Source organism: Arthrobacter sp. SW1 (assembly GCF_001766675.1).
Classification (GTDB): domain Bacteria; phylum Actinomycetota; class Actinomycetes; order Actinomycetales; family Micrococcaceae; genus Arthrobacter.
Genome location: NZ_MJLT01000008.1, coordinates 37116 through 58289 on the forward strand (window position 1 = coordinate 37116; position 21174 = coordinate 58289).

Here is a 21174-nt window from a genome sequence, read left to right on the forward strand (position 1 = left end):
CTCCCCGCACCAAGCTCCTCCCCAACCCACCCGTTCACCCAGTGAGGCCCTGACATGAGCAAAGATCCCAACGTCCCCGCCGTGGCGGAGGTCGAAAAGCACGGCATCGAACCGATCCCGGCAGAGGACCGCACCGCCAAACCCATCGATCTTTTCCGCCTGGTTTTCGGTGGCGCCAACACGTTCGCGACGGCGGTGCTCGGCTCCTTTCCGATCCTCTTCGGCCTGTCGTTCAAGGACGCTGCGCTCGCCACGGTGCTCGGCGTCGTCGTCGGCGGCCTCATCCTGTGCCCCATGGCGGTCTTCGGACCGACGAACGGCATGAACAACGCGGTGTCTTCCTCGGGCCACCTGGGAGTGCACGGCCGCGTGGTGGGATCTTTCCTGTCGCTGCTCACCGCGCTGGCGTTCTTCTCCATCTCCGTCTGGAGCTCAGGCGACGCCCTGGTGGGTGGCGCCAACCGCTTGGCCGGCCTGCCGCAGAACCCCATCACGCTGAGCATCGCGTACGGCGTGTTCGCCTTGCTGATCCTGACCGTCTGCATCTACGGGTTCCGCTTCATGCTGTGGGTCAACAAGATCGCGGTGGTTGCGGCGTCGGCCCTGTTCGTCCTCGGTATCTTTGCCTTCGCAGGCACCTTCGACGCCTCCTACGCAGGAGTTTTCGGTCCGGGCGCAGACGAGGCAACGAACGCGCTGTTTTGGCCATCCTTCATCGGTTCGGCACTGATCGTGATGTCCAACCCGATTTCCTTCGGCGCGTTCCTGGGCGACTGGTCCCGCTACATCCCGGCCGAAACTCCGAAGATCCGGGTCATGTCCGCGGCCTTCCTGGCCCAGATCGCCACCCTCGTTCCCTTCGGCTTCGGCCTCCTCACCGCTACGGTTATTGCCACGCAGGCGCCGGAGTTCTTCGAGAATTCGGATTACGTGGGCGGCCTCCTGGCCGTTTCGCCGAACTGGTACTTCCTGCCGGTCTGCCTTATCGCCCTGATCGGCGGCATGTCCACCGGGACCACGGCCCTGTACGGCACCGGCCTGGATTTCTCCAGTGTGTTCCCGAAATTCTCCCGCGTGCAGGCCACCCTGTTCATTGGCTCCTTCGCGATCGTGTTCATCTTCGTGGGCCGCTTCGCCTTCAACGTCGTCCAGAGCATCTCCACCTTCGCAGTACTGATCATCACCTGCACGGCACCGTGGATGATCATCATGATGGTGGGCTACGTGACCCGCCGCGGCTGGTACCACGCCGACTCACTGCAGGTCTTCAACCGCCGCCAGCATGGCGGCCGCTACTGGTTCAACAAAGGCTGGAACTGGCGTGCCATGGCTGTCTGGATCTTCGCCGCAGTCATGGGCATCTTGTTCGTCAATGTGCCCGGCCAGTTCGTCGGCGCGCTCGGCAACCTGGCTGCGGGGGTGGACCTGAGCATCCCGGTGTCCATCGGGATTGCGGCAGTCCTGTACCCTCTGGCGCTGTGGTTCTTCCCGGAACCGGCGGACGCCTTCGGGCCGGAAGGGCCGCGCTTCATCAGGGCATCGGCGCCGAAGAACATTCCGATCGTGGCCGACAAGGCAGAGTTGGACGCCGCCATTCTCTAGGACCTTTAGAGGTGCTGGATCCCCGCCCGTTGCATGGCGTCGCGGTACGTCTCGATGGTCTTCTCCAGGAGCTCCTGCTGCTTCGCCTCGGACAACGCGAACGCACGGCCGCCCAGCGCACTCGCTTTGTAGACCTTGATGCCGCTCTCCTTGAGGGATGAGTGGTAGGTCTTCTCGAACAGGGTGAGGAAGGACGCGGCTTCCGCCCCGTGCGCGACGACGGCGGACACCCGGCTGTTGATTTTCAGGAACTGCCGGAAGGGCTTGAGTCCGTCCAGCTTTTCCTGGGCGCTCAGCGACGGCGGCAGGCCGGCGTCGCGCACCCAGGGATAGCTGTGCCAGGGCATGACGTAGCGGGGATCCAGTTCCGCGCCGGTGAAGATTTCCTGCGCACGGCGGGCGGCGTCGTCATCGTTCAGATAGGAGACGAAACCCGATGCCGTCCCTCGGCTCGGACTCACCTGGAGGCTGACAATCCGGCATTCGTCCTCGTCGTGGACGGGGTCGATATACGGGACCAGGGAACCGGGTTTCCGGGCCATCAGTTCCTCGCACAGCTCCGTCACGGCAGCAATGTTCGGTTCGCGGAGCAGGGCCCGTTTGCCGTCCCAGTCAATATCCACGTTCTCTCCTTCGGAAGAAAAGCGTCCAGAAACCGCCCGTCTCCTGACACTTTACGCGCCGCACCCGCCCGCCGTCGCGGGTAATTTTTGCCGGGCGGCTGAACGGCTGCCGCATGCTCTGGTGGCCGGGGTCCACGCTCCCTAAACTGGCATTTACCATCGTGCGGAGTCCCCGCAGCGGCGGGCCGGCTCCCACGGAATTTCCGTTCCAGGGAGTACTGCCATGCGTTCCCGCACCACCCCGAAAGCTTTCCGTGCGGCACTCGCGTTCGCGGCCGCCGTCGTCCTTTTCCTTCCGGTGCCGGCCACGGCGGCACCGGCACCGCTCAAGCCCCACGGCCCGCAGAAAACAACCTCGATCGTGCTGCCCGGCGCGGGCGGGGCCGAAGGGATCGCCGCGGGCAAGGGCACCACGTTCTACGCCGGCGACCTCGCCACCGGGGATATCTTCCGCGGCGACATCCGCCAAGGCACCGCCGAACTCTTCATTGACGCGCCGGACGGCAGGGTGTCTGTCGGCATGAAGTTCGACCGGCGCCATGAGCTGTTGTTCGTGGCGGGCGGCCCCTCCGGCGCGGCCTACGTTTACGACACCAAGACCGCCTCCGCCAAGGCCGCCGTCCAGCTGACCGGGACCCAGCCGGCGTTCATCAACGACGTCGCCCTCACCCGCGAAGGCGCCTGGTTCACCAACTCGAACGCCGCGGAACTCTACTTCGTGCCGCTCAATGCCGACGGCAGCCTCGGAACCGTCCGGACCCTCGCCCTCAGCGGCCCGGCGGCGGACACCGCGTCACAGTTCAACCTCAACGGCATCGCGGCGGCGGCCGGCGGACGGACCCTCATCGTGGCGCATTCGGGCAACGCGGCGCTGTACACCGTGGATCCGGAAAGCGGCGCCAGCGCGGCGATTGCCGGCGTCGAGGTCCCGAATGTGGACGGCATCCTGGTGCGCGGGCGCACGCTGTGGGCCGTGCAGAACTTCAGCAACCAGATCAGCAGGGTGAAGCTGTCCGGGGACCTGTCCTCCGGCGTCGTGAAGGACGTGATCACCAGCCCGCTGTTCCAGATCCCGACGACGGCCGCCAACTTCGGCGGGAAGCTCGCCGTGGTGAACGCGAAGTTCGGGGTGCAGGACCCGGAGAACTTCAATGTGGTGGTGCTGCGGGGCAGGTCGCGCTAGCGGGCGTTCCTGAGCTTTTCCATGTCGCGGCGGTCCTTCTTGGTGGGCCGCCCGGCTCCGCGGTCGCGCTGGGGAAGGCCCAGGGCTGCCGGTTCGGGCCGGGCCGGGGTGTGGTCGGTGAAGCAATGGGACGCGGCCTCGGCGCCGACGCGCTTGGCGATCAACTGCCGTACCTCCAGGATCCGTTCGAAGCCGGGCTGCCGGACGCGCACGGTGTCGCCGATGATCACGGTCTGCGAGGCCTTCACCGGGTTGCCGTTGATGCGGACGTGCCCGGCGCGGCAGGCAGCGGTGGCGGCGGAACGGGTCTTGTAGGCGCGGATCGCCCACAGCCACGCGTCGATGCGGGTGGCGGAGGAAGTCGGCTTGCTGTTCATGGCTGCGAACGAGTCTAGCTGGAGCAGCCCTGGCTAGCGGCGCCGCAGCTCCGCGTACTCCAGGTGCGGCACCACCGTGCCGGCGTCGCGCTCAAGGAAGTTGGTGCCGGGCGCCACGATGTCGTCGATCGCGTCGAGCAGGGAATCGCTGAGTACGGTGTCCGCTGCCTTGAGGTAATCGGTCAGGTGCTCCTCGGTGCGCGGGCCGATGATCACGCTGCTCACCGCGGGGTGGTTGAGAGCGAAACCCACGGCCAGTTGGATGAGGCTTAGGCCGTGGTGCTCGGCCAGGCGGGCCAGGGCATCCGCTGCATGGAGCTTGTGCTGGTTGAAGGGGGCCGTGACGTCGAAGCGGCCGGGCAGCGCGTTGGCCCGCGAACTGGCCGGCTGGCGCGCGCCGAGCCGGTAGCGCCCGCTCAGCCACCCGCCGTCGAGCGGTCCGTAACTCAGCACGCCCAGGTTGTACTGCTGGGTGATGGCGAAAACGTCGCGCTCATTGGCGCGCACCAGCAGCGAGTACGGCACCTGGTCCACCACCGGCGGGATGAGGTGGTTGGTGTTGGCGATCCACTGCGCCTCCACCAGCTGGGCCGGCGTGAACACGGAGGTGCCGTAGTAGAGGATCTTGCCCTGGCGGATGAGGTCGTTCAGAGCCGTGATGGTTTCAAGGACGTCCGTGTTGTAGTCCGGCCGGTGGGCCTGGTAGAGGTCAATCCGGTCTGTTTGCAGCCGGTTGAGGCTGCCTTCCACAGCCTTCATGATCCAGCGGCGGGAATTTCCGGCATGCGCCGGGTTCGAGCCCATTTGCCCGTGGAATTTCGTGGACAGGAAGACGTCGTCCCGGCGGCCCTGCAAGGAGCGGCCCACGATCGCCTCCGCTTCGCCCTGCGAATAGATGTCCGCGGTATCCACGCTGGTGATTCCGGCGTCGAGCGCTGTACGGATGATGCGGATGCTTTCCTCCGGGCCGGTGGGCGCCGATCCCGTGCCGAAGTTGAGGGTGCCCAAGGTGAGCGGGCTGACGGGGACGCCGGTTCGGCCCAGGGTTCGAAGCTCGCTGAGGCTCATCTACGGCTCCCTTCGCGGAGGAAAATCCTGCAAAAGCAGGAGCGGACAATCGCTTGACACGACGCTACACATTCGCGCGAAACACTGCCCGGAAAGCGTAGGAGTTCGTAGCTTTTCGTATTCCGCGGTAACGAAAACCGGATCGTGACGAAGCGTGAACCGCCCCGTGGACATGCAATTACACAAATATTGCCCTCTGCCCGAAGCAGTGAATTAGTTGAAAAGGACGGCGCAGGAATCCGGAGAGAGGAACAACGGCATGAGCCAGTCAGCAGTGGACGGGACGGCTTCGATCAAGCAGGCCTTCGCGCAATTCCCCTCGGGGGTGGCAGCGTTCAGCGCCATGGTCGGCTTCGCTCCCGAGGTGCTGGTGGCCTCGAGCTTCACCGTCGGCGTGTCCTTGGAACCGCCGCTGGTGATGTTCGCGGTGCAGAACTCCTCCACCACCTGGCCCAAGCTGCGCAGGGCCCCGCGCCTGGGCGTCTCAGTGCTTGCCGAAGGCCAGGAGGCCGCGTGCCTGCAGCTTTCCTCCCGCAGCGGGGAGCGGTTCGCCGGGATCGCGAGTTCAACCAGCGACGCCGGTGCCGTGCTGATCGACGGCGCCGCCCTGTCCCTGGAATGCGAGATCGTCTCCGAAACTCCCGCCGGCGACCACACGATCGTAGTGCTGGAAGTGAAGTCCACGCAGATCAACCACGGCGCCACGCCCCTGATCTACCACGGGGCGTCCTTCCGGCGCCTAGGCGGAGTGGCTGCCTGACGCTTTCCCCGGCCTTGCCGCAACGCGGGGTCAGTTACGGCCGGTGTTGGGCGCCAACATGGGCCGTAACTGACCCCGCGTTGCTTTCAGCGGCAGCTTCCCGGGTTTCCTCGCGGGCTTCCTCGGCGGCTTCTTCCCGCGCTTCTTCGCGGGCGTCGGCTTCGGCGACGGCGGCGGCCCACTTTTCGTTGAGGACGGGCGGTTCCGGGGTTGCGGCAAGGAGCAGCGGGTGGTGCTTCGTTTGGTTCCCGACGGCGGCCGCGGTACCTTCTGCGATCTTCGTCTTGAGCTCGGGCCACTCCTTGGGTGAGGCCAGTTTCTTCCACGGGATGCTGCGCGTGGGTTTTTCGGGTGCCGTCTGCTCAGCCCCGGCTGTCCCGGCCACGGCGGCGGCCGGCGGACGCTCGGGGGCGGGAGGCGCCGTCGTCGTCCCGGCAGAAGTTGCACTGTCAGAAGCCCCGGCAGGAACGGCACCCGCCGGCCGGCCGTGGCTGCGCGGAAGGTGCACTACGGGGCCGGCGTCGTTCTTCGGGAAAATGCCCACCATCGCGAGCACAATGATCGACAACAGCCGGGCAATTCCCGCCAGCACCAGCGTGACCACCATGCACAGGCCCAAGGCCAGGAACATCAGGAACGCCACGCCAAGTGTGCCGAAAAAGGTCAGGTTGAGGGCGATTGTTGTTGCATCCATTCAGCCTCCCCACGCCGCAGTTTCGACCGCCCGGATACCGGGCACTTTTCTTAGCCTACGATTGAATCCCGCCGGAATCACCCGGCCAATCGCCTGTTGTGCCCGCTTGTAGCAAAGCTGTTATCTCGTCCGGGAGGACCCATGCCGCTCGACCCTTCCGTGCTCCGCAACGGTGCCTGCCCGTGCCTGTCCGGCGAGCAGTACGAACAATGCTGCGGGGTGTTCCACCGCGGCGACGCGGAGGCCCCGACGGCGGAGCAGCTCATGCGTTCGCGGTACAGCGCCTTCGTGCTCCTGGACACCACATATCTGTTGCGCACCTGGCACCCGGACACCCGGCCCACCGCACTGGAGCTCGAGCCGGACATGCAGTGGCGGCGGCTCGACATCATCGGCACCTCGCGCGGCGGCCCCCTGGACTCCGAGGGGACCGTTGAGTTTGCCGCGCATTATTCGTACGACGGCGAACGTGGGGTCCAGCGCGAAAGGAGCCGCTTCCTGCGGGTGGACCGCCGCTGGTACTACGTGGACGGTGTGGTCGCCTGAGGAACAGCGCGGTACTTCCGGTGCAGGTTTTCCTTGGCTGAAGGGCCGGGGGAGGCGTCTGCGATCCACGGGCCGGTGCCTTCGGAGGAATCCAGCACCCCGGCCTCCAACCAGGCGTAGTCCCCGGCGAGGACTTTCGCGGACACCGTCCGGTCGGCGTCGTCAGTGTTCCTCCACAGCTCTTCGAAGGAAGCGTCCACGCGCAGCCGGGCCTGCTCGCAATAGGCGTCCGCGAGCTCGAACGCGGAAGCGCCATGCTCCGGGGTGCTGCGCAGCAAGGCCTCGGCCCGCGAACAACTCGCGGCCATGGCGAACAGTTCGGCCCCGATATCCACGATCCTGCCCAGGAACGCCTGCTTGTGCTCCAGCCCTGCCTGCCAGCGGCCCATGCCGTAGAAGGTCTGCCGGGCAAGCTTCCGGGACGCCCGTTCCACGTACCGCAGGTGCCGGGCCAGCCGGCCGAACTCCCCGTAGGAGCGCGGGTCCAGCCCCGCGCCGGCTACCAGCTTGGGCAGCCACTTCGCGTAGAACCCCGTGGCGCCGACGGCGGCCCGCGCCTTGTCCTGCAGGCTCGCCTCCGCGGAGGCGAGGTCGCCTGCTGCCGCGAGGTGAGCGTCCACGGCTTCCCGGGCGATGAGCAGGCGCATGATCTCTGAGGATCCTTCGAAGATGCGGTTGATCCGCAGGTCCCGGAAAAGTTGTTCCGCGGCGACCGCGCGTTCGCCGCGGGCCTCCAGGGAATCAGCGGTTTCGAAGCCGCGGCCGCCGCGGATCTGAACCAGTTCGTCGGCGATCCGGCAGCTCAGCTCAGTCGACCAGAGCTTCGCCAGGGCGGCTTCGATGCGGATGTCCTTCTGCCCGGCGTCGGCCATCTCGGCGGAGAGCTCGAAGACCGCTTCCAGCGCGAAGGTGGTGGCGGCGATGAACGCGATCTTCTTGGCCACGGCTTCGTGCCTGCCCACCGGGCGGCCCCACTGGGTGCGGGCGTTGGACCATTCGCGGGCGATCTTCAGCGACCATTTGCCGGCAGCCATGCACAGGGCGGGGATGGAGAGGCGGCCTGTGTTGAGGGTGGTCAATGCGATCTTGAGGCCCTGGCCTTCGCCGCCCAGCCTGTTTTCCGCGGGAACCCGGACCTGGTGGAAACGTGTCACGCCGTTCTCGATGCCGCGCAGGCCCATGAACGCGTTGCGGTTTTCCACGGTGATGCCGGGCGAATCCATGTCCACCACGAAGGCCGTGATTCCGCCCTTGCGTTCCGTGCCGTCGGGGGCGGTGTACGGCGGGATCTTGGCCATGACCACCACCAGTTCGGCGATCACCCCGTTGGTGGTCCAAAGTTTCACGCCGTCCAAGAGGTACGCACCGCCGTCGTCCGTTGGCACTGCGGTGCAGCCCATCCGCGCGGGGTCGCTGCCGACGTCGGGCTCGGTCAGCAGGAACGCCGTGATGGCGCCGGCGGCGCAGCGCGGAAGGTACTTCTCTTTCTGCCCGGCGGTGCCGAAAACCTTCACGGGTTCGGGGACGCCGATGGACTGATGGGCCGAGACCAGGGCGCCAAGGCTCGGGTGGACCGAGCCCAGCAGCGCCAGCGCGCGTCCGTAATAGACAAGGGACAGGCCGAGCCCGCCGTACTCCTGCGGAATCTTCATCCCGAAGACGCCCAGCGCGGCAAGGCCCGCGAGGTACTCATCCGGGATGCGGGCATCGCGTTCGATGCTGCGGCCGTCCATGGTTTCGCAGTAATCGCGCAACGACGCCATGAACGCTTCGCCGCGTTCGACATCGTCCTGACGGGCCTGGGGCCACGGATGGATCAGCGAGAGATCGAAGGCGCCCAGGTAGAGGCCTTTGGCGAAGCTGGGGCGGGACCATTCCTGCTCGCGCGCGGCCTCGGCGACGGCGCGGGCTTCGGCGGCGGTCACGTCCGGGGTCGCGGCGCCGGCGGTGGCAGGGTTCCGGGTGCTGGGCTTCTGGGTGGCGGAGGTCATGGCAGGACTCCTTTGGCTGCGCTTGTGGCGCCTGGCCTATGGCTTGACCTGAGGGTCCGCCGTGGGTGGTGAACCCTTCAGCTGTCCCTCAATGCTACCCGCGGGTAACTGCCTGTGCCAGAGCCCGGAGCGGCCTGGAATTCGGCCGGCAGCTCCACTTTTCCGGCGTGATGGACCAGGCGCTCCCAGGCGAAGTTGATGCCCTGGACGGTGGCCTTCAGCAGCGCACCTACCGTGTTCCGCAGCACGAACCACAGCAGCTGCGCGCTGCCGGCCAACGCCAGCGTGGCCAGCGCGGCCAGCGCCATGAAGGCGGCCAGCGCCAACGCGATCAGCAACGTCCCGGCGAAGACGTAGATGGAAGTGTCCAAAGCCGTAAGATCCATTGTTCCCCCTGAGCAATGAGTACTGAGCAATGACTACTAAGCAATGAAGGGTGATGCGGGAAACCGGCCGTGGCCGTGCGATCGGAGGCCGGTGTTTCGAGAATAGGGGCGCGCGGAGTCCCGGGCCAGCATTGCGGCCGCGGCACACGGAGATGTTGCCTGATTGAAATCCTCGCCGGAAGGAAGGTCACGGAGCGGTCGCGGCGGATTCAACTGTGTTGCCGCCTCCGCAGCTCGGTGTGCTGCTACTCGGGCATGGAAGGGCCCTGCGTCTAGACAAGGTGCATCCTAGGCGCAGGGCCCTTCCTTCCCATGGCCTTGTCCGGAGCCCCAGCGGGCGCTGCCGAACTGGGCCGGTTACACGATCTCCTCAAGCCACCAGGTGCCTTCCATGGCTTGCGGGCGGATCCTTTCAAATGATGTTTCGTAGATCTCCACCAGACGGAACACCACCCCGTAGGCGGCCCAATCGTGGATGCCACCGTATTCATTGGAATAGCGGTTCCAGATCTCATCGCCTTCGTCTTTAGGCAACTCGAACCGCGCCCCGAAGGGGCCTCTTAAATCATTGGGAAAGCCATCGTAGAGAATTTCGATGCAGCCATCGACAATCGACATACCTCGCGGTCTCAAGGCTTGGGCGAGGTCTGAGTCGGCAAAAATTGCCCGGACCTCGGCAAGGATCAACGTGTGCAAGCCTACCGAAGAAGTCATTGATTCATTATCCCGCTGTTGCGGCTACCCACGCCGGGCAAGTCATAGGTCCCACACAGTAGGTTGTAATGACACCCTTCTGCAGGCCGTCTCCCATGCGGGTGTTGTTCACAACAGCTCGCACGTCCATGGTCCTTTTGATCCTGCAGATGCCCAGCCAGCAATCATATTCGTTGGCGGGGGTCTGATACACAATCGTGTTCCCGCCCTGGATCGATCGAGTCTTGGGGAACATTGTTGTTTTCTTGATCATGTTCAACGTCACGCTGTGCTTCTGCACGTGTGCCCACCCGAAGGCAGCAGTCCCCTTGCGAATGACCGTCGGCTTGGCCAAGTTATCGTTCCATCGGGAATGGATTACATATGCCGGATCTGCCGCGAGGGACATTGCCGTTCTAGGCGCAGCTGTGGCATCAGCAGTAGCGTTCTTGATGGCCATGACGTCTGATTCCAGCACGGTGCCGTTCAAGCAAATCAACTCCTAATGCCCGCTTGCTGGACGAGATGCCGTGGGCTTAGCCTGCCTGTCCTCGAACCGGTTAGGGGTTGTTGGAATCTGTGAAGGAGCGGCGCTCGCCGCTTCACCCTGCGGACCGCGTCCAAGCCACCCTGCGTTAACCTTGTACGGGGCAGTTTTCGGGAAATCCCGCTGCCATTGACGTACCGCGGCAGCTGAAGGAGAGTGTGTGTCCCGCTCGGCGATGTCCTCGGCAGACGCCATCAGTGCCCGGCTCCGGGACCTGGAACTTCTCACCAAAGGCCCGGCCTGGGCCCTGACCCGCTCGGCGCCGTGGGTGATCGCGGTGCTCCAGGCGTCCTTTACCCGAGCCCGCCCGCAGCTTCCGCTCGAAGAGTTCCACGCCGACGTCGACGCTTTCCTTGAACAGCTCCGCCGGCAGGACCCGGGGCTGGGCGGTTCGGCGAACGGCAAGGCGTTCGGCGACGAATGGACCCGCAAGCAGTTCCTGACCCGCCGCAACCAGTCCGGTCAGATCGTGTACGAAGTCACCGAAGCCGCGGCCCGCGTGCTGGCCTTCCTGGACAGCCTCTCCAGCGAACGCTCCACCCTGAACGGCTCGCGCCTGGGGACGCTGCTGGGCGACGTCGAGAAGCTTGCCAACGAAACGAACCCGGACCAGAGTGCCCGCCTGGAAGCCCTCGAAGAGGAAATCCAGGAGCGGCAGCAGCTGATCGAGGACATCAGCTCCGGCGATTTCGACGGCCTGCTGGACGATGAAGAGGCCGTCGAAGCCGCCGGAAACATCCTGGACCTGGCCGCGAGCCTGCCCGCCGACTACAAGAAGATGCGCGACCGCATCGAAGAACTGGTGGGCGAACTGCGCAACCAGATCATCGAAGAGTCGCTGAGCAAGGGCGCCACCATGGCCCAAGTCCTGGAGGCGGACAAGCGGCTGCGGCAGAGCCCCGAAGGCAGGACCTTCCGCTCCTTCACCGCGTTCCTTGAGGACCCGCAGCAGCAACTGCGTTTCCGTTCGGCGATCGGTGAGGTGCTGGGCCGGCAGTTCGCCGATGAGCTGAGCCACGAGGACCGCGAAACCCTCCGGAACCTGGTGGCCGAACTCCGCACGCAGCACAGCCAGATCCAGCGGATCTACGGCAAGCTCTCCGAGAGCCTGAACGCCTACATCCAGAGCGACGACATCCGTCAATCCGTACGGTTGCGGCACGTGCTGCGGGAAGCGGAGCAGGCCATCCGCTCCATGCCGTACGAGCGCGACCGGCCCGGCCTGGTCCGCGCACCCGTGCTGTACAACGCGGCGTTCGAGTCGCTCGCCATGGTCAAGCTCTTCGACCCGGACGAGTTCGCCGCGCCGCCCAAACTCGCGGAGCCGATCGCCTTCAGCGATGCGGACCGGGTGCGGTCCCTGCGGTCCGCGAAGGCGAGGCCCGACGTCGTCCGCGCGGCTGCCGCGGGAGCCGCCACCTTGGCGGAGGCGTGGCAAAACCTTCCCGACGACGAGCGGCACATCAACACCGTCCGCGCACTGCTCTCCCACGCGCTGCACAGCGGTGCGGCGTTTGAGCGGGACAACTGGGAAAACATCGACTTCGAACAAATCGACGGCAGCACCCGCACCGCGTACCTGCCGCTGGTCACGCTCAAGGAAGACTCCTAATGACTGAAGAAACTACGACGCCGCATCCGGTCGTCGATCCGGTGGTCGAGCCTGTCGATCCGGTGGTCGAGCTTGTCGATCCGGTGGTCGAGCTTGTCGAGACCCGGATTCCAAGCATTGGTGGCGTGACGCCGCGCGATACCTTCGTGGACGGCGCCGCGCTCTTCCCCGGCGACACCGGTGTGCTGCCCATGAAGCTCCGCCAGGCCCTGGTGCGGTTGCTGAAGGGGCCGTATGTCGACGGCGGCCGCGACGAGAAGCTGTGGACCACCCTGCTCGACAACCAGCAGATCCTCCGCAGCCGCCTCTCCGAGCTGTTCCTGAGCCTGCAACTGGACCACGAACGCAAGATCGCGGTCCTGCGCCCGGTGGATCCCGAGGTCATCGGCGGCAGCGCCCGTTCCAGCATCCTGCGCCAGCAGCGTGCCCTGAGCCGTGTGGAAACCATCGTGCTGCTGCGCCTGCGGCTCCTGTTGGACCGGCACGCCACGGCCCAGACCGAGCCCACCATTACGCGCGAAGAGATCGCCGAACTCGTGGCCCACTACCAGCCGGCCGGCCAGCAGGACGCCCTCCGCGACGCCGACGTCGTCAACCGCACCATCACCAAGCTCCTGGCGCGCCAACTCCTGCTGGCCACCGGCATCGACGACACCTTCGCCATCTCCCAGGCCCTCCCGCTGGCGCTGCCCTTCGAAAACATCGGCGACATCCCGGCCCAGATCGAAGCCCTGGTAGCGGCAGGATCCGACGAAACCGGCACCGAGCCGCTGCTGGAGCTGTCAGAAACAGACGATCCGGCGGTTGAGCCTGTCGAAACCGACGATCCGGTGGTTGAGCCTGTCGAAGCCGACGATCCGGTGGTTGAGCCCGTCGAGACGGACGATCCGGTGGTTGAGCCTGTCGAAACGGACGACGATCCGGTGGTTGAGCCCGTCGAAACCGCCGCTCCGGTGGTTGAGCCTGTCGAAACCGACGAAACGGACGACGATCCGGTGGTTGAGCTCGTCGAAACCGACGAAACTGTCGAAACCGGGGTCTCGACAAGCTCGACCACCGGGGTCTCGACAAGCTCGACCACCGGGGGCCCAAGCTCGACCACCGAGGAGGCGGCCAAATGACCATCGCGAGCATGCTTCCGATCGGTGACCAGGTGAACCCGGGCCAGATGCGACTGGCGCTGGTCCAGGTGGTCAACTGGGGCACCTTCCATGGCGCGCACACCATGCACGTGGACCGCAACGGCACCCTGCTGACCGGTAACTCGGGCGTGGGCAAGTCCACGTTGTTCGACGCCATGCTGCGTGTCTTCGACGCCCGCCCGCGTTCCAACGAGGCCGCGGCGCAGCGGGCCGGCGGCTCTGTGGAGGACAAGCGCACCACGTTCACGTACATGCGCGGCAAGGTGGGCGACAAGGCCGTGGGCGAGGGCTCGGCCAGTGCCTTCCAGCGTCCGGGTGCCACGTGGTCCGCCGTCGCGCTGACGTTCGACAACGCGGCCGGCACCAAGGTGACGGTCTCGGCGTTGTTCGACCTGCCGAAGAACGGCACGGAGTCCAGCGTGGGCCGCTTCTACCTGATCGACAACAAACCGCTGGACCTCGCCGCAATCGAGGGCATCGCGGAAAAGCGCTTCACCAAGGGTTCCCTGGAGGGCATCTTCCCGGACGCCCAGATCTTCGATGTCCACAAGGCGTTCGCGGAGCGTTTCCGCCGCCTGCTGGGCATCAACTCGGACCAGGCGCTTCCCCTGCTCCGCGTGATCCAGGCCGGCAAGGGCCTGGGCGGCAGCGTCAACACCTTCTTCCGGGACCAGGTGCTGGATCCGCCGGCAACGCTCGCCGCGGCGGATGACGTTGTGGAGGAGTTCAGCAACCTGATGTCCATCCGGCAGCGGCTGGAGGATGTCCGCCAGCAGCGTGACCAGCTGGCACCGGTGCCCGGGCTGAACAAGGAGTACGCAGAGTCCCTGCTGGAGGCGAACCGGCTGCGGGAGCTCAGCGGCGAGGAATTCGATTCTTACAAGCAGCTGCTCGCGGTCGAGGTCCACAGCAAGACTCTGGCCCGTTTTAAAGACCTTGCCCAGCAGAAAGCCAAGGAGCTCAGCGCGGAACGTTCGGTCCGGGATGCCCTGGCCAAGGAACTGCGGCAGCTCGAATCGGATTACAACAACCAGGGCGGCAACGCGATCTCGGCCATCGAGCAGTCGCTGGAGAACGCCCGGCTCGGCCTGAAACTCCGCCAGGATGTGGAAGCGGCGGCGAAGAAGGCCCTTGCGGACGCCGGCCTGGACCTGGAATGGACCGCCGATGGCTGGAACCAGGCGCACGAGCAGGCCGCAGCCCGGTCCGCCGAGCTCAAGGACGACTCCGAGGCCCTGCGCGAGCTGCGCTTCGAGGCCTTCGACGGACACGCCACCAAAAAGCGCGAACTCGCCGCGGCGCAGCAGGAACTCGCATCGCTGCGGAGCCGCAAGTCCCTGCTGCCGCCGTCGAGCATTGAAAACCGCACGGCCATCGCCGCGGCGACCGGCGTTCCGGAAGAACGCATGCCGTTCGCGGGCGAACTGATCGATCTGGCGGAGGGGGAGGAGCAGTGGCGGCCAGCCGCCGAGCGCGCCCTGCGCAGCCTCGCCACCACGCTGTTGGTCCCGGGCGAGCACTTCGCCGCCGTCACGCGCTTCCTGAACGACAACACCATCCGGGGCGCCCTGCGCGCGGTTGACGTGTCCAAGCCGCTCGCCGGCGGTGCGCTGGCTGTGGAGGACGTGTCCGACGGCGATCTGCTGACCAAGCTGGACATCCTCGCCTCGGGCGTTAACGCCGACGCCGGTGAATGGGTCCGTGAGCGGATCGCCTTGGACTTCGCATACCCGTGCGTCGAGGACCCGGACGAACTGGCCGGGCTGGACAAGGGGCTCAGCCTGGGCGGCGTGGTCAAGCGGAACCGGCACACGGTGGAGAAGGACGACCGCTTCACCGGCCGGCACGACTATGTGCTGGGCTTCGACAACGCATCCAAGCAGGAACTGCTCGCCGCAAAGGTCGAGGAGCTGGAAAACGAGCTGGCCAAGGCCGCCGAGCTCGCCCAGAGCCGCGAAGATTCGCACCAGGGCATGGCCCGGCAGCTCGAAGCCCTGCGCCGCGTGGCCGAAGACGAACGCAGCTGGGAGCAGGTCTCCGCCGCCGTGGCTGTGGAGGAACTGTCGCGCTTGGAGCAGCGGCTCAAGGACGCCCTGGCCGCACAGGCCGACCTCGAACCGTTGCGCGCCAGCATCGAAGCCGTACGTGAAAAGCACCAGTCCTCCACAGGTGCCGCCGCCGTCCTCCAAAGCGAATACAAAGCGCTGGACCAGCAGATGACCACGGCTGACTCCTTGCTGGACGCCGCGCGCAAGCGCCTGGCGGACGCGCCGCCGTCGGACGCCACGGTGGCCGCGCTGGAACCGCAGTTCACCGACTTCGGCGACATCACCGAATTGCACGAGCTGGACAACCTGGCCAACAAGGTCCGGAACTCGCTGCTCGCCGAACTGCACGCGGCTGAATCCCGCGGCCAGGCACTCGCCGAGCGGCTCAGCCGCATCTTCGAAGGCTTCGTCCGCGAATGGGGCACCGCGATTTCCGCGGACCATGGCACCTCGATCGGAGCCGCGGGGGAGTTCGAATCCCGCTACCATCAGATCGTCAGCGAAGGCCTGCCCGCGCAGGAGGCCGAATTCCGGCAGTTCTTCAACCAGCGCACGCACGAATCCTTCAGCACCCTGCTGCACCTGTTGGACGAGGAACGGCGGGCCATCACCAGCCGCATCCTGCCGCTGAACGGGATCCTGTCCGAAGTGAATTTCCACGAGGGCAGCTACCTCGAGCTGGACATCAAGCAGACCATGCCGGCCACGGCCAAGCAGTTCAAGGACGCCATCCAGAACGCCCTCAAGGCCCGCCACACCCGCCGCGGGGCTTCCGCCGGTGCCGCGGTGGAGGACGACGTCGAACTCGGCAACCGCTACAAGTCGCTGGAGACGCTGGTCAAGCGGCTTGGTTCGCAGGCGCCGGAGGACCGCCGCTGGCGGGCCGAGGTGCTGGACGTGCGTGGGCACCTGTTCATCCAGTGCAAGGAGCACCGGAAGGTGCAGGGTCCGCGGGGTGGTGTGAAGACGGAGGTCTTCATGCACACGGATACCGGTTCCATGTCCGGTGGCGAGCGGCAGCGCTTCACGGCGTTCATCATGGCGGCGGCGCTGAGCTACCAGCTGGGCATCGCCGAGCAGGGCTTCACCACGTACGGCACGGTGATGATGGACGAAGCTTTTGTGCTCGCGTCCGAGGAATTCGCCGGCGCCGGCATCAAGGCCCTGCACGAGTTCGGCTTCCAGTTGCTGTTGGCGGCGCCGGAAAACGTCATCGATCTCTCCCGGCACCTCGGCTCGGTCACCGAAATCCTCCGCGACAAGCGCACCAACCGTTCCGGCGTCCTCACGGCCCCCGTGATCAGCGGCCCCGGAACGCCGGGTGAATGGCGTTCCGAGGCCAATCCGGTGGACATCGTCTTCCGCTAATTCCCAACGCGGGGTCACTTCGGGCCCATGTTTTGGGTATTTATGGGCCGTAAGTGACCCCGCGTTGCCGGGTTGCGGCCGGTTCTAGCCTTGGCGGACGCGCGCCAGGAACCGCGATGTCCGCTCCTGCAGTCCCGCGATCTGGCGGAGGACGACGGCGGCCGGGTCGGGGTTGATCTCGTTGGCCGGCGGTTCCTTGCGCACGTTCGCCGAACACAGGAAATCCGCGCAGATCAGGGTCCCCACGGTGTTGCCGTCGCGGCCCGACTGACCCGCGCGCTTGGACACCCAGAGGTAGACGTCTTCCTTGGAGAAGACGTCCCGGCACAGCTCGCACAGCACGGCCCTGTTCTTGCCGGCACCGCCTTCGGGTGCGCGGAGCATGATCCCGGTGAGCTTCCCGTTCTCGGGCATCACGAGGTAACCGCGCAGGGGCATCTTCGGGTCGCGCCAGCCCAGGAAGTCGAGCGAATCCCAGTCCAGGGCCTCGAAATCCCGGGGGAGATTGAGCTTGGCGGCCTCTGAACGGCTCGCGTTGATGAAGGACGAACGGATCTGCTGGGCAGTGATTTTCTGCATGGTGATGTTCTTTCGCATCGGATGGACCCGCCTGCCCGGTGCGGGCATGGTCCTGTAAGGACACAGCCTTCAAAGGTGCGGCGGGGTGAGGTGGACATGAGGCGTCCGCCGATTCCGGCATGCAGGGATTACCCGTGAGGGCTCATTGGAAGATTTCCGGGGCCGACTCCGGAAAGAATGGCGGCCGGGGTCAGAAACCCGGGCGGCCCTGCAGGATGGCTGACGCAGAAAGAGGTGCAAAGCAGGCCGAAACGGCCACCTCACTCACCATGGCAGCGTTCGCTGATGCAGCGCGCATGCTCATTTCCCCCGATCCTGTACGGTTCCGCATCCTAGGTCCGGGGTGCGGTTGACCACTTTGTTGACTCCGGCAATTATCCGGCCCTGCCATCCTGCCAAAAACCGGGCGTTCCTGTCCACGCGCCCGGCGCCAACGCCCCCAGAGCCAACGCGGGGTCAGTTACGGCCCATGCTCGCAGGATTTATGGGCCGTAAGCGACCCCGCGTTGCCAGGCTCGATGCGCTCTCGGAATTAGGTGATGTAAGTGTTTCGTAATATCGAGAAGGATAGGCTAGCCTTACTTGAGTTCGCATCACTGACTTAAGGATTCACATGGCTTCCCTCCTCCCGCGCCGTGCCCTGCTCAAGACCGCAGGCAGCGCAACTGCCGCCCTTGCCGCCGTCGCGCTTTCCCTGACTGCCTGCTCCACCGGTCCGGCAGCGACGGCTACCAAGAGCGAATCGGCGTCGGCCAGCGCTGCACAATTCCCGGTGACCATCAAGAACGTCTTCGGCGAAACCACCATCAAGGAACAGCCCAAGCGCGTTGTCACCATCTCGTGGGTCAATGACGACATCGCCCTCGCGCTCGGCGTGGTTCCCGTTGGTGTCCCGAAGAACGAGTGGGGCAACAACGACAAGGGCTCCACCCCGTGGAAGGACGCAGCCCTCGAGAAGCTCGGCGCTTCCTTCGGCACGGACAAGGCCCCGGCCCAGTTCTCCGAGGCCGACGGCGTCAACTTCACCGAGATCGCCAAGCTCAACCCGGACGTCATCCTGGCAGCGTACTCGGGCCTCGAAGCCGCCGATTACAAGAAGCTCAGCGAAATCGCGCCCGTCGTGGCTCAGCCTGAGCTCGCCTACGGCACCCCGTGGCAGGAAGCCACCACCCTGATCGGCAAGGCGCTCGGCAAGACCGCCGAAGCGGAGAAGCTTGTTGCCGACACCGAGGCCACCATCAAGACCGAAGCCGCCAAGTACCCGCAGATCACGGGCAAGACCTTCATCTACGGCAACCTGGAGCCGGCCAAGGGCGACGGCGTGAACGTTTACCTCGCCGCCGACAACCGCCCGCGCTTCCTGAGCGAGATCGGCATGAAGCCGGCCGCCATTGTGGAGGAGAAGTCCAAGGGCTCTAAGGAGTTCTTCGCCGCTTGGTCCGCTGAGAAGGCCAACGAGCTGGACTCCGACGTCTTCGTGACCTGGGTTCCGGATGCCAAGACCAAGGACCAGATCATCAAGGATCCGCTGCTGAGCCAGATCCCGGCCGTCAAGAAGGGCGCCCTGGTTGCCGACTCGGACAACACCCTGACCCTGGCGATCTCCGCTTCCTCCCCGCTGAGCCTGCCGTGGGCCCTGGACAAGTTCCTCCCGCAGCTCGCGGCCGGCGCTGACGCAGCCGCCAAGTAGGCGCGCAAGTAGACAGAACATGACACCAAGCACGACGACGGCCCCCTCCGGGGAGCGCGAACGTACAGTTGAGGCCCCAAAAAGCGCCGAAACAGGGCCGCAACTGTACGCTCGCGCGGAGGTTCGCGCCGCGAAAGGCAAGCAGCCCGCCTGGCTGCTCACCGCCGTCGTCGTGCTTGTTGTCGTCTGCGGCGCTTCGTTCGCCGTGGGCGCGCGCGCTATCCCGCTGGAAACAGTCTGGGATGCGCTGATCAATTTCAACCCCGACGACGGCAACCACGCCGTGGTCCACGCCCGCATCCCGCGGACGGTGCTCGGCCTGCTGGCCGGCGCCGCGCTCGGCCTGGCCGGTGCCGCGATGCAAGGCGTGGCCCGCAACCCCCTGGCGGACCCCGGCATCATGGGCGTTAACGCCGGAGCCGCACTGGCCGTCGTCGGCGGCATCTATCTCTTCGGCATCACCGGCCTCAGCCGCTACATCTGGTTCGCGTTCGCCGGTGCCGCGGCGGCTGCCGCCGTCGTCTACCTTCTCGCGTCCATGGGCCGGGACGGCGCGACGCCGGTGAAGCTCGCCTTGGCGGGTGCGGCCCTGAGCGCAGGCCTTTATTCGCTCATGAACGTTGTGCTCGTCTCGAGCCAGGACACGCTGGACCGCTTCCGTTTCTGGCAGGTGGGCGGCGTGGCCGGGCGCGACTGGTCCGTGATCCTGCCCGGCCTTCCATTCCTCGCGGCCGGCGCCCTGATCGTGCTGCTCAGCGGCCGCATCCTCAACGGACTCGCCCTGGGCGACGACCTCGCCCGCGGCCTCGGCCAGCGGGTGGGGCTGTCCCGCGGCGTCGTGGCGCTCGGCGTCGTGCTGCTCTGCGGAACAGCCACGGCCCTCGCCGGCCCCATCGCCTTCCTTGGCCTGGTCATCCCGCACGCCGTGCGCTTCTTTACCGGGCCCGACTACCGCTGGATCCTGCCGTTCTCCATGGTCCTGGCCCCGGCAGTCCTCCTGGCCTCGGACATCGTGGGCCGCGTGGCGCTCCTTCCCGGCGAAGTCCCCGCCGGCATCATGACCGCCATCCTCGGCGCCCCCGTGTTCGTCTGGCTGGTCCGCCGCGGAAAGGGGGTGTCCCTGTGAGCCGCACCGTTGAACCCGGCACCGTTGAACCCGGCACCGTTGAACCCCGCACCGTTGAGCGCGAATGTACAGTTGGCGCCCCTAAAACGGCCAAAAAGGGGCCGCAACTGTACGTTCGCGCAGCAAAGAAGCCCAACAGGACCTGGTTCCTGGCCGCCGCCGTCGTCATCCTGTTCGTCGTGAGCATCCTGCTCGGCAGCTACACCGTCACGGTCCCCGACTTCTTCACCATCGTCACCGCCCACCTCACCGGCGGCGAGAAGATCCCCGGCGCCAGCTTCATCGTCATGGAAAACAAACTTCCCCGCGCCATCATGGGCCTGATGATCGGCGTCGCCTTCGGCCTGTCCGGGGCGCTGTTCCAGACCATGCTCCGCAATCCGCTGGCCAGCCCGGACATCATCGGCATCAGCTACGGAGCCAGCGCGGCCGCCGTCCTCGCGATCGTGGTTTTCGGTGCGTCCGGCGCCACCGTGTCCGTCGCCGCGCTGCTTGGTGCCCTCGGCGTCGCCCTCCTCATCTACGCGATCTCGCGTGGCGCGTCCGGCCGCAACGGCAACGCAGCAGGCAACCGCCTGGTCCTGTCCGGCGTCGGCATCGCGGCCGCGCTCGGCGCGCTGGTCAACTTCCTCATGACCCGGGCGGACATCCGTACAGCCGCAGAAGCGCTCATCTGGCTCAACGGGTCCCTCAACCCGGCCACGTGGGAACGGATCGGCGTGCTGCTGCTCGCCCTGGCCGTTCTGCTCCCGGCCACCGCAGGACTCGCCGGCCCGCTGCGCATGCTCGAACTCGGTGACGACACCGCCGCCGGGCTGGGCATCAAGGTCGGTGCCGTGCGGCTCGGCCTGGTGCTCGCAGCGGTCGGCCTCGCGGCGGTCGCGACGGCGGCAGCCGGCCCGGTCTCGTTCGTCGCCTTCCTTGCCGGGCCCATTGCCCGGCGCTTCACCGGGAAGCCCAGCCTCCCGGCGGCTGCCCTCACCGGTGCCGCGATCGTTCTGGCCGCCGACTACTTCGCCTACAACGTGGCACCCATGGTGCTCGACGGCACGGTGCTGCCGGTCGGCGTCGTGACCGGCGCCCTTGGTGCCCCCTTCCTGCTTTGGCTTCTGGCCACGTCCAATCGAAAGGACTCCTGA

Annotated in this window: 18 protein-coding genes and 1 pseudogene; 10 read left to right on the forward strand and 9 right to left on the reverse strand. The window is 66.2% G+C overall.

Going from position 1 to position 21174, the window contains the following annotated elements; translation table 11 throughout:
- Window positions 1–54 precede the first annotated feature (54 nt).
- The gene (locus BIU82_RS06450) at window positions 55–1602 is read left to right on the forward strand and encodes a cytosine permease (protein ID WP_070348651.1); all 1548 of its coding nucleotides are present in this window, start codon (window positions 55–57) and stop codon (window positions 1600–1602) included.
- Between the two features lie 5 nt (window positions 1603–1607).
- On the opposite strand, the gene BIU82_RS06455 is transcribed toward BIU82_RS06450, so the two are convergent.
- Window positions 1608–2225 (reverse strand): hypothetical protein, encoded by a 618-nt coding sequence (locus tag BIU82_RS06455; RefSeq protein WP_070348652.1) that lies wholly within the window; start codon window positions 2223–2225, stop codon window positions 1608–1610.
- A gap of 223 nt (window positions 2226–2448) precedes the next feature.
- Between BIU82_RS06455 and BIU82_RS06460 the strand changes: the two genes are divergently transcribed.
- Entirely contained in the window at window positions 2449–3408 is a 960-nt protein-coding gene (locus BIU82_RS06460) for a hypothetical protein (RefSeq protein ID WP_070348653.1), read from the forward strand.
- Here BIU82_RS06460 and BIU82_RS06465 read toward each other — a convergent pair.
- Both BIU82_RS06465 and BIU82_RS06470 read right to left on the reverse strand, forming a co-directional pair.
- Complete coding sequence (locus tag BIU82_RS06465) at window positions 3405–3785, reverse strand: RNA-binding S4 domain-containing protein (protein ID WP_070348654.1); 381 nt, start codon at window positions 3783–3785, stop codon at window positions 3405–3407. The two genes, BIU82_RS06460 and BIU82_RS06465, sit on opposite strands and share 4 nt — an antisense overlap.
- Window positions 3786–3818: 33 nt before the next feature.
- Window positions 3819–4853 carry an aldo/keto reductase gene (locus BIU82_RS06470; protein ID WP_070348655.1) on the reverse strand — a complete coding sequence of 345 codons (1035 nt, stop codon included), beginning with the start codon at window positions 4851–4853 and terminating at the stop codon, window positions 3819–3821.
- A 259-nt stretch (window positions 4854–5112) separates the two neighbouring features.
- Here BIU82_RS06470 and BIU82_RS06475 point away from each other — a divergent pair, with 259 nt between their 5' ends.
- The gene (locus BIU82_RS06475) at window positions 5113–5613 is read left to right on the forward strand and encodes a flavin reductase family protein (protein ID WP_070348656.1); all 501 of its coding nucleotides are present in this window, start codon (window positions 5113–5115) and stop codon (window positions 5611–5613) included.
- A gap of 34 nt (window positions 5614–5647) precedes the next feature.
- Here the strand turns inward: BIU82_RS06475 and BIU82_RS06480 are convergent, their stop codons facing one another.
- Window positions 5648–6307 (reverse strand): hypothetical protein, encoded by a 660-nt coding sequence (locus tag BIU82_RS06480; protein WP_070348657.1) that lies wholly within the window; start codon window positions 6305–6307, stop codon window positions 5648–5650.
- Window positions 6308–6448: 141 nt separating this feature from the next.
- On the opposite strand from BIU82_RS06480, the gene BIU82_RS06485 reads away from it, so the two are divergent.
- On the forward strand, window positions 6449–6853 hold the full coding sequence (locus tag BIU82_RS06485) for a YchJ family protein (protein ID WP_070348658.1): 405 nt from the start codon (window positions 6449–6451) through the stop codon (window positions 6851–6853).
- Here BIU82_RS06485 and BIU82_RS06490 read toward each other — a convergent pair.
- The 4 genes from BIU82_RS06490 to BIU82_RS06505 form a co-directional block, all read right to left on the reverse strand.
- Window positions 6829–8844, reverse strand: a complete 2016-nt coding sequence (locus BIU82_RS06490) for an acyl-CoA dehydrogenase family protein (protein WP_070348659.1) — start codon at window positions 8842–8844, stop codon at window positions 6829–6831. The genes BIU82_RS06485 and BIU82_RS06490 overlap by 25 nt on opposite strands.
- 77 nt (window positions 8845–8921) lie before the next feature.
- Window positions 8922–9215 (reverse strand): hypothetical protein, encoded by a 294-nt coding sequence (locus tag BIU82_RS06495; RefSeq protein WP_363968091.1) that lies wholly within the window; start codon window positions 9213–9215, stop codon window positions 8922–8924.
- A gap of 372 nt (window positions 9216–9587) precedes the next feature.
- Entirely contained in the window at window positions 9588–9944 is a 357-nt protein-coding gene (locus BIU82_RS06500; protein ID WP_070348661.1) for a hypothetical protein, read from the reverse strand.
- A 7-nt stretch (window positions 9945–9951) separates the two neighbouring features.
- Window positions 9952–10413, reverse strand: a complete 462-nt coding sequence (locus BIU82_RS06505; protein ID WP_139146529.1) for a hypothetical protein — start codon at window positions 10411–10413, stop codon at window positions 9952–9954.
- A 217-nt stretch (window positions 10414–10630) separates the two neighbouring features.
- Between BIU82_RS06505 and BIU82_RS06510 the strand changes: the two genes are divergently transcribed.
- From BIU82_RS06510 to BIU82_RS06520, 3 genes and pseudogenes are all read left to right on the forward strand, one after another.
- Complete coding sequence (locus BIU82_RS06510) at window positions 10631–12082, forward strand: DUF3375 family protein (protein ID WP_070348663.1); 1452 nt, start codon at window positions 10631–10633, stop codon at window positions 12080–12082.
- Window positions 12082–12873 (forward strand): annotated as a pseudogene (locus BIU82_RS06515) (DUF4194 domain-containing protein); the annotation flags it as partial. The gene BIU82_RS06510 and the pseudogene BIU82_RS06515, both read left to right, overlap by 1 nt.
- Window positions 12874–13199: 326 nt before the next feature.
- Window positions 13200–16640 (forward strand): ATP-binding protein, encoded by a 3441-nt coding sequence (locus BIU82_RS06520; RefSeq protein WP_070348664.1) that lies wholly within the window; start codon window positions 13200–13202, stop codon window positions 16638–16640.
- Window positions 16641–16724: 84 nt separating this feature from the next.
- Here the strand turns inward: BIU82_RS06520 and BIU82_RS06525 are convergent, their stop codons facing one another.
- The gene (locus BIU82_RS06525; RefSeq protein WP_070348679.1) at window positions 16725–17219 is read right to left on the reverse strand and encodes an FBP domain-containing protein; all 495 of its coding nucleotides are present in this window, start codon (window positions 17217–17219) and stop codon (window positions 16725–16727) included.
- A 613-nt stretch (window positions 17220–17832) separates the two neighbouring features.
- Between BIU82_RS06525 and BIU82_RS06530 the strand changes: the two genes are divergently transcribed.
- The 3 genes from BIU82_RS06530 to BIU82_RS06540 all read left to right on the forward strand — a co-directional run bounded on the left by BIU82_RS06530 (window position 17833) and on the right by BIU82_RS06540 (window position 21174).
- Complete coding sequence (locus BIU82_RS06530) at window positions 17833–18909, forward strand: iron-siderophore ABC transporter substrate-binding protein (RefSeq protein WP_070348665.1); 1077 nt, start codon at window positions 17833–17835, stop codon at window positions 18907–18909.
- A gap of 19 nt (window positions 18910–18928) precedes the next feature.
- Window positions 18929–20035 (forward strand): iron chelate uptake ABC transporter family permease subunit, encoded by a 1107-nt coding sequence (locus BIU82_RS06535; protein ID WP_070348666.1) that lies wholly within the window; start codon window positions 18929–18931, stop codon window positions 20033–20035.
- Window positions 20036–20142: 107 nt separating this feature from the next.
- Window positions 20143–21174, forward strand: coding sequence for an iron chelate uptake ABC transporter family permease subunit (locus BIU82_RS06540; RefSeq protein WP_070348680.1), 1032 nt, complete (start codon window positions 20143–20145; stop codon window positions 21172–21174).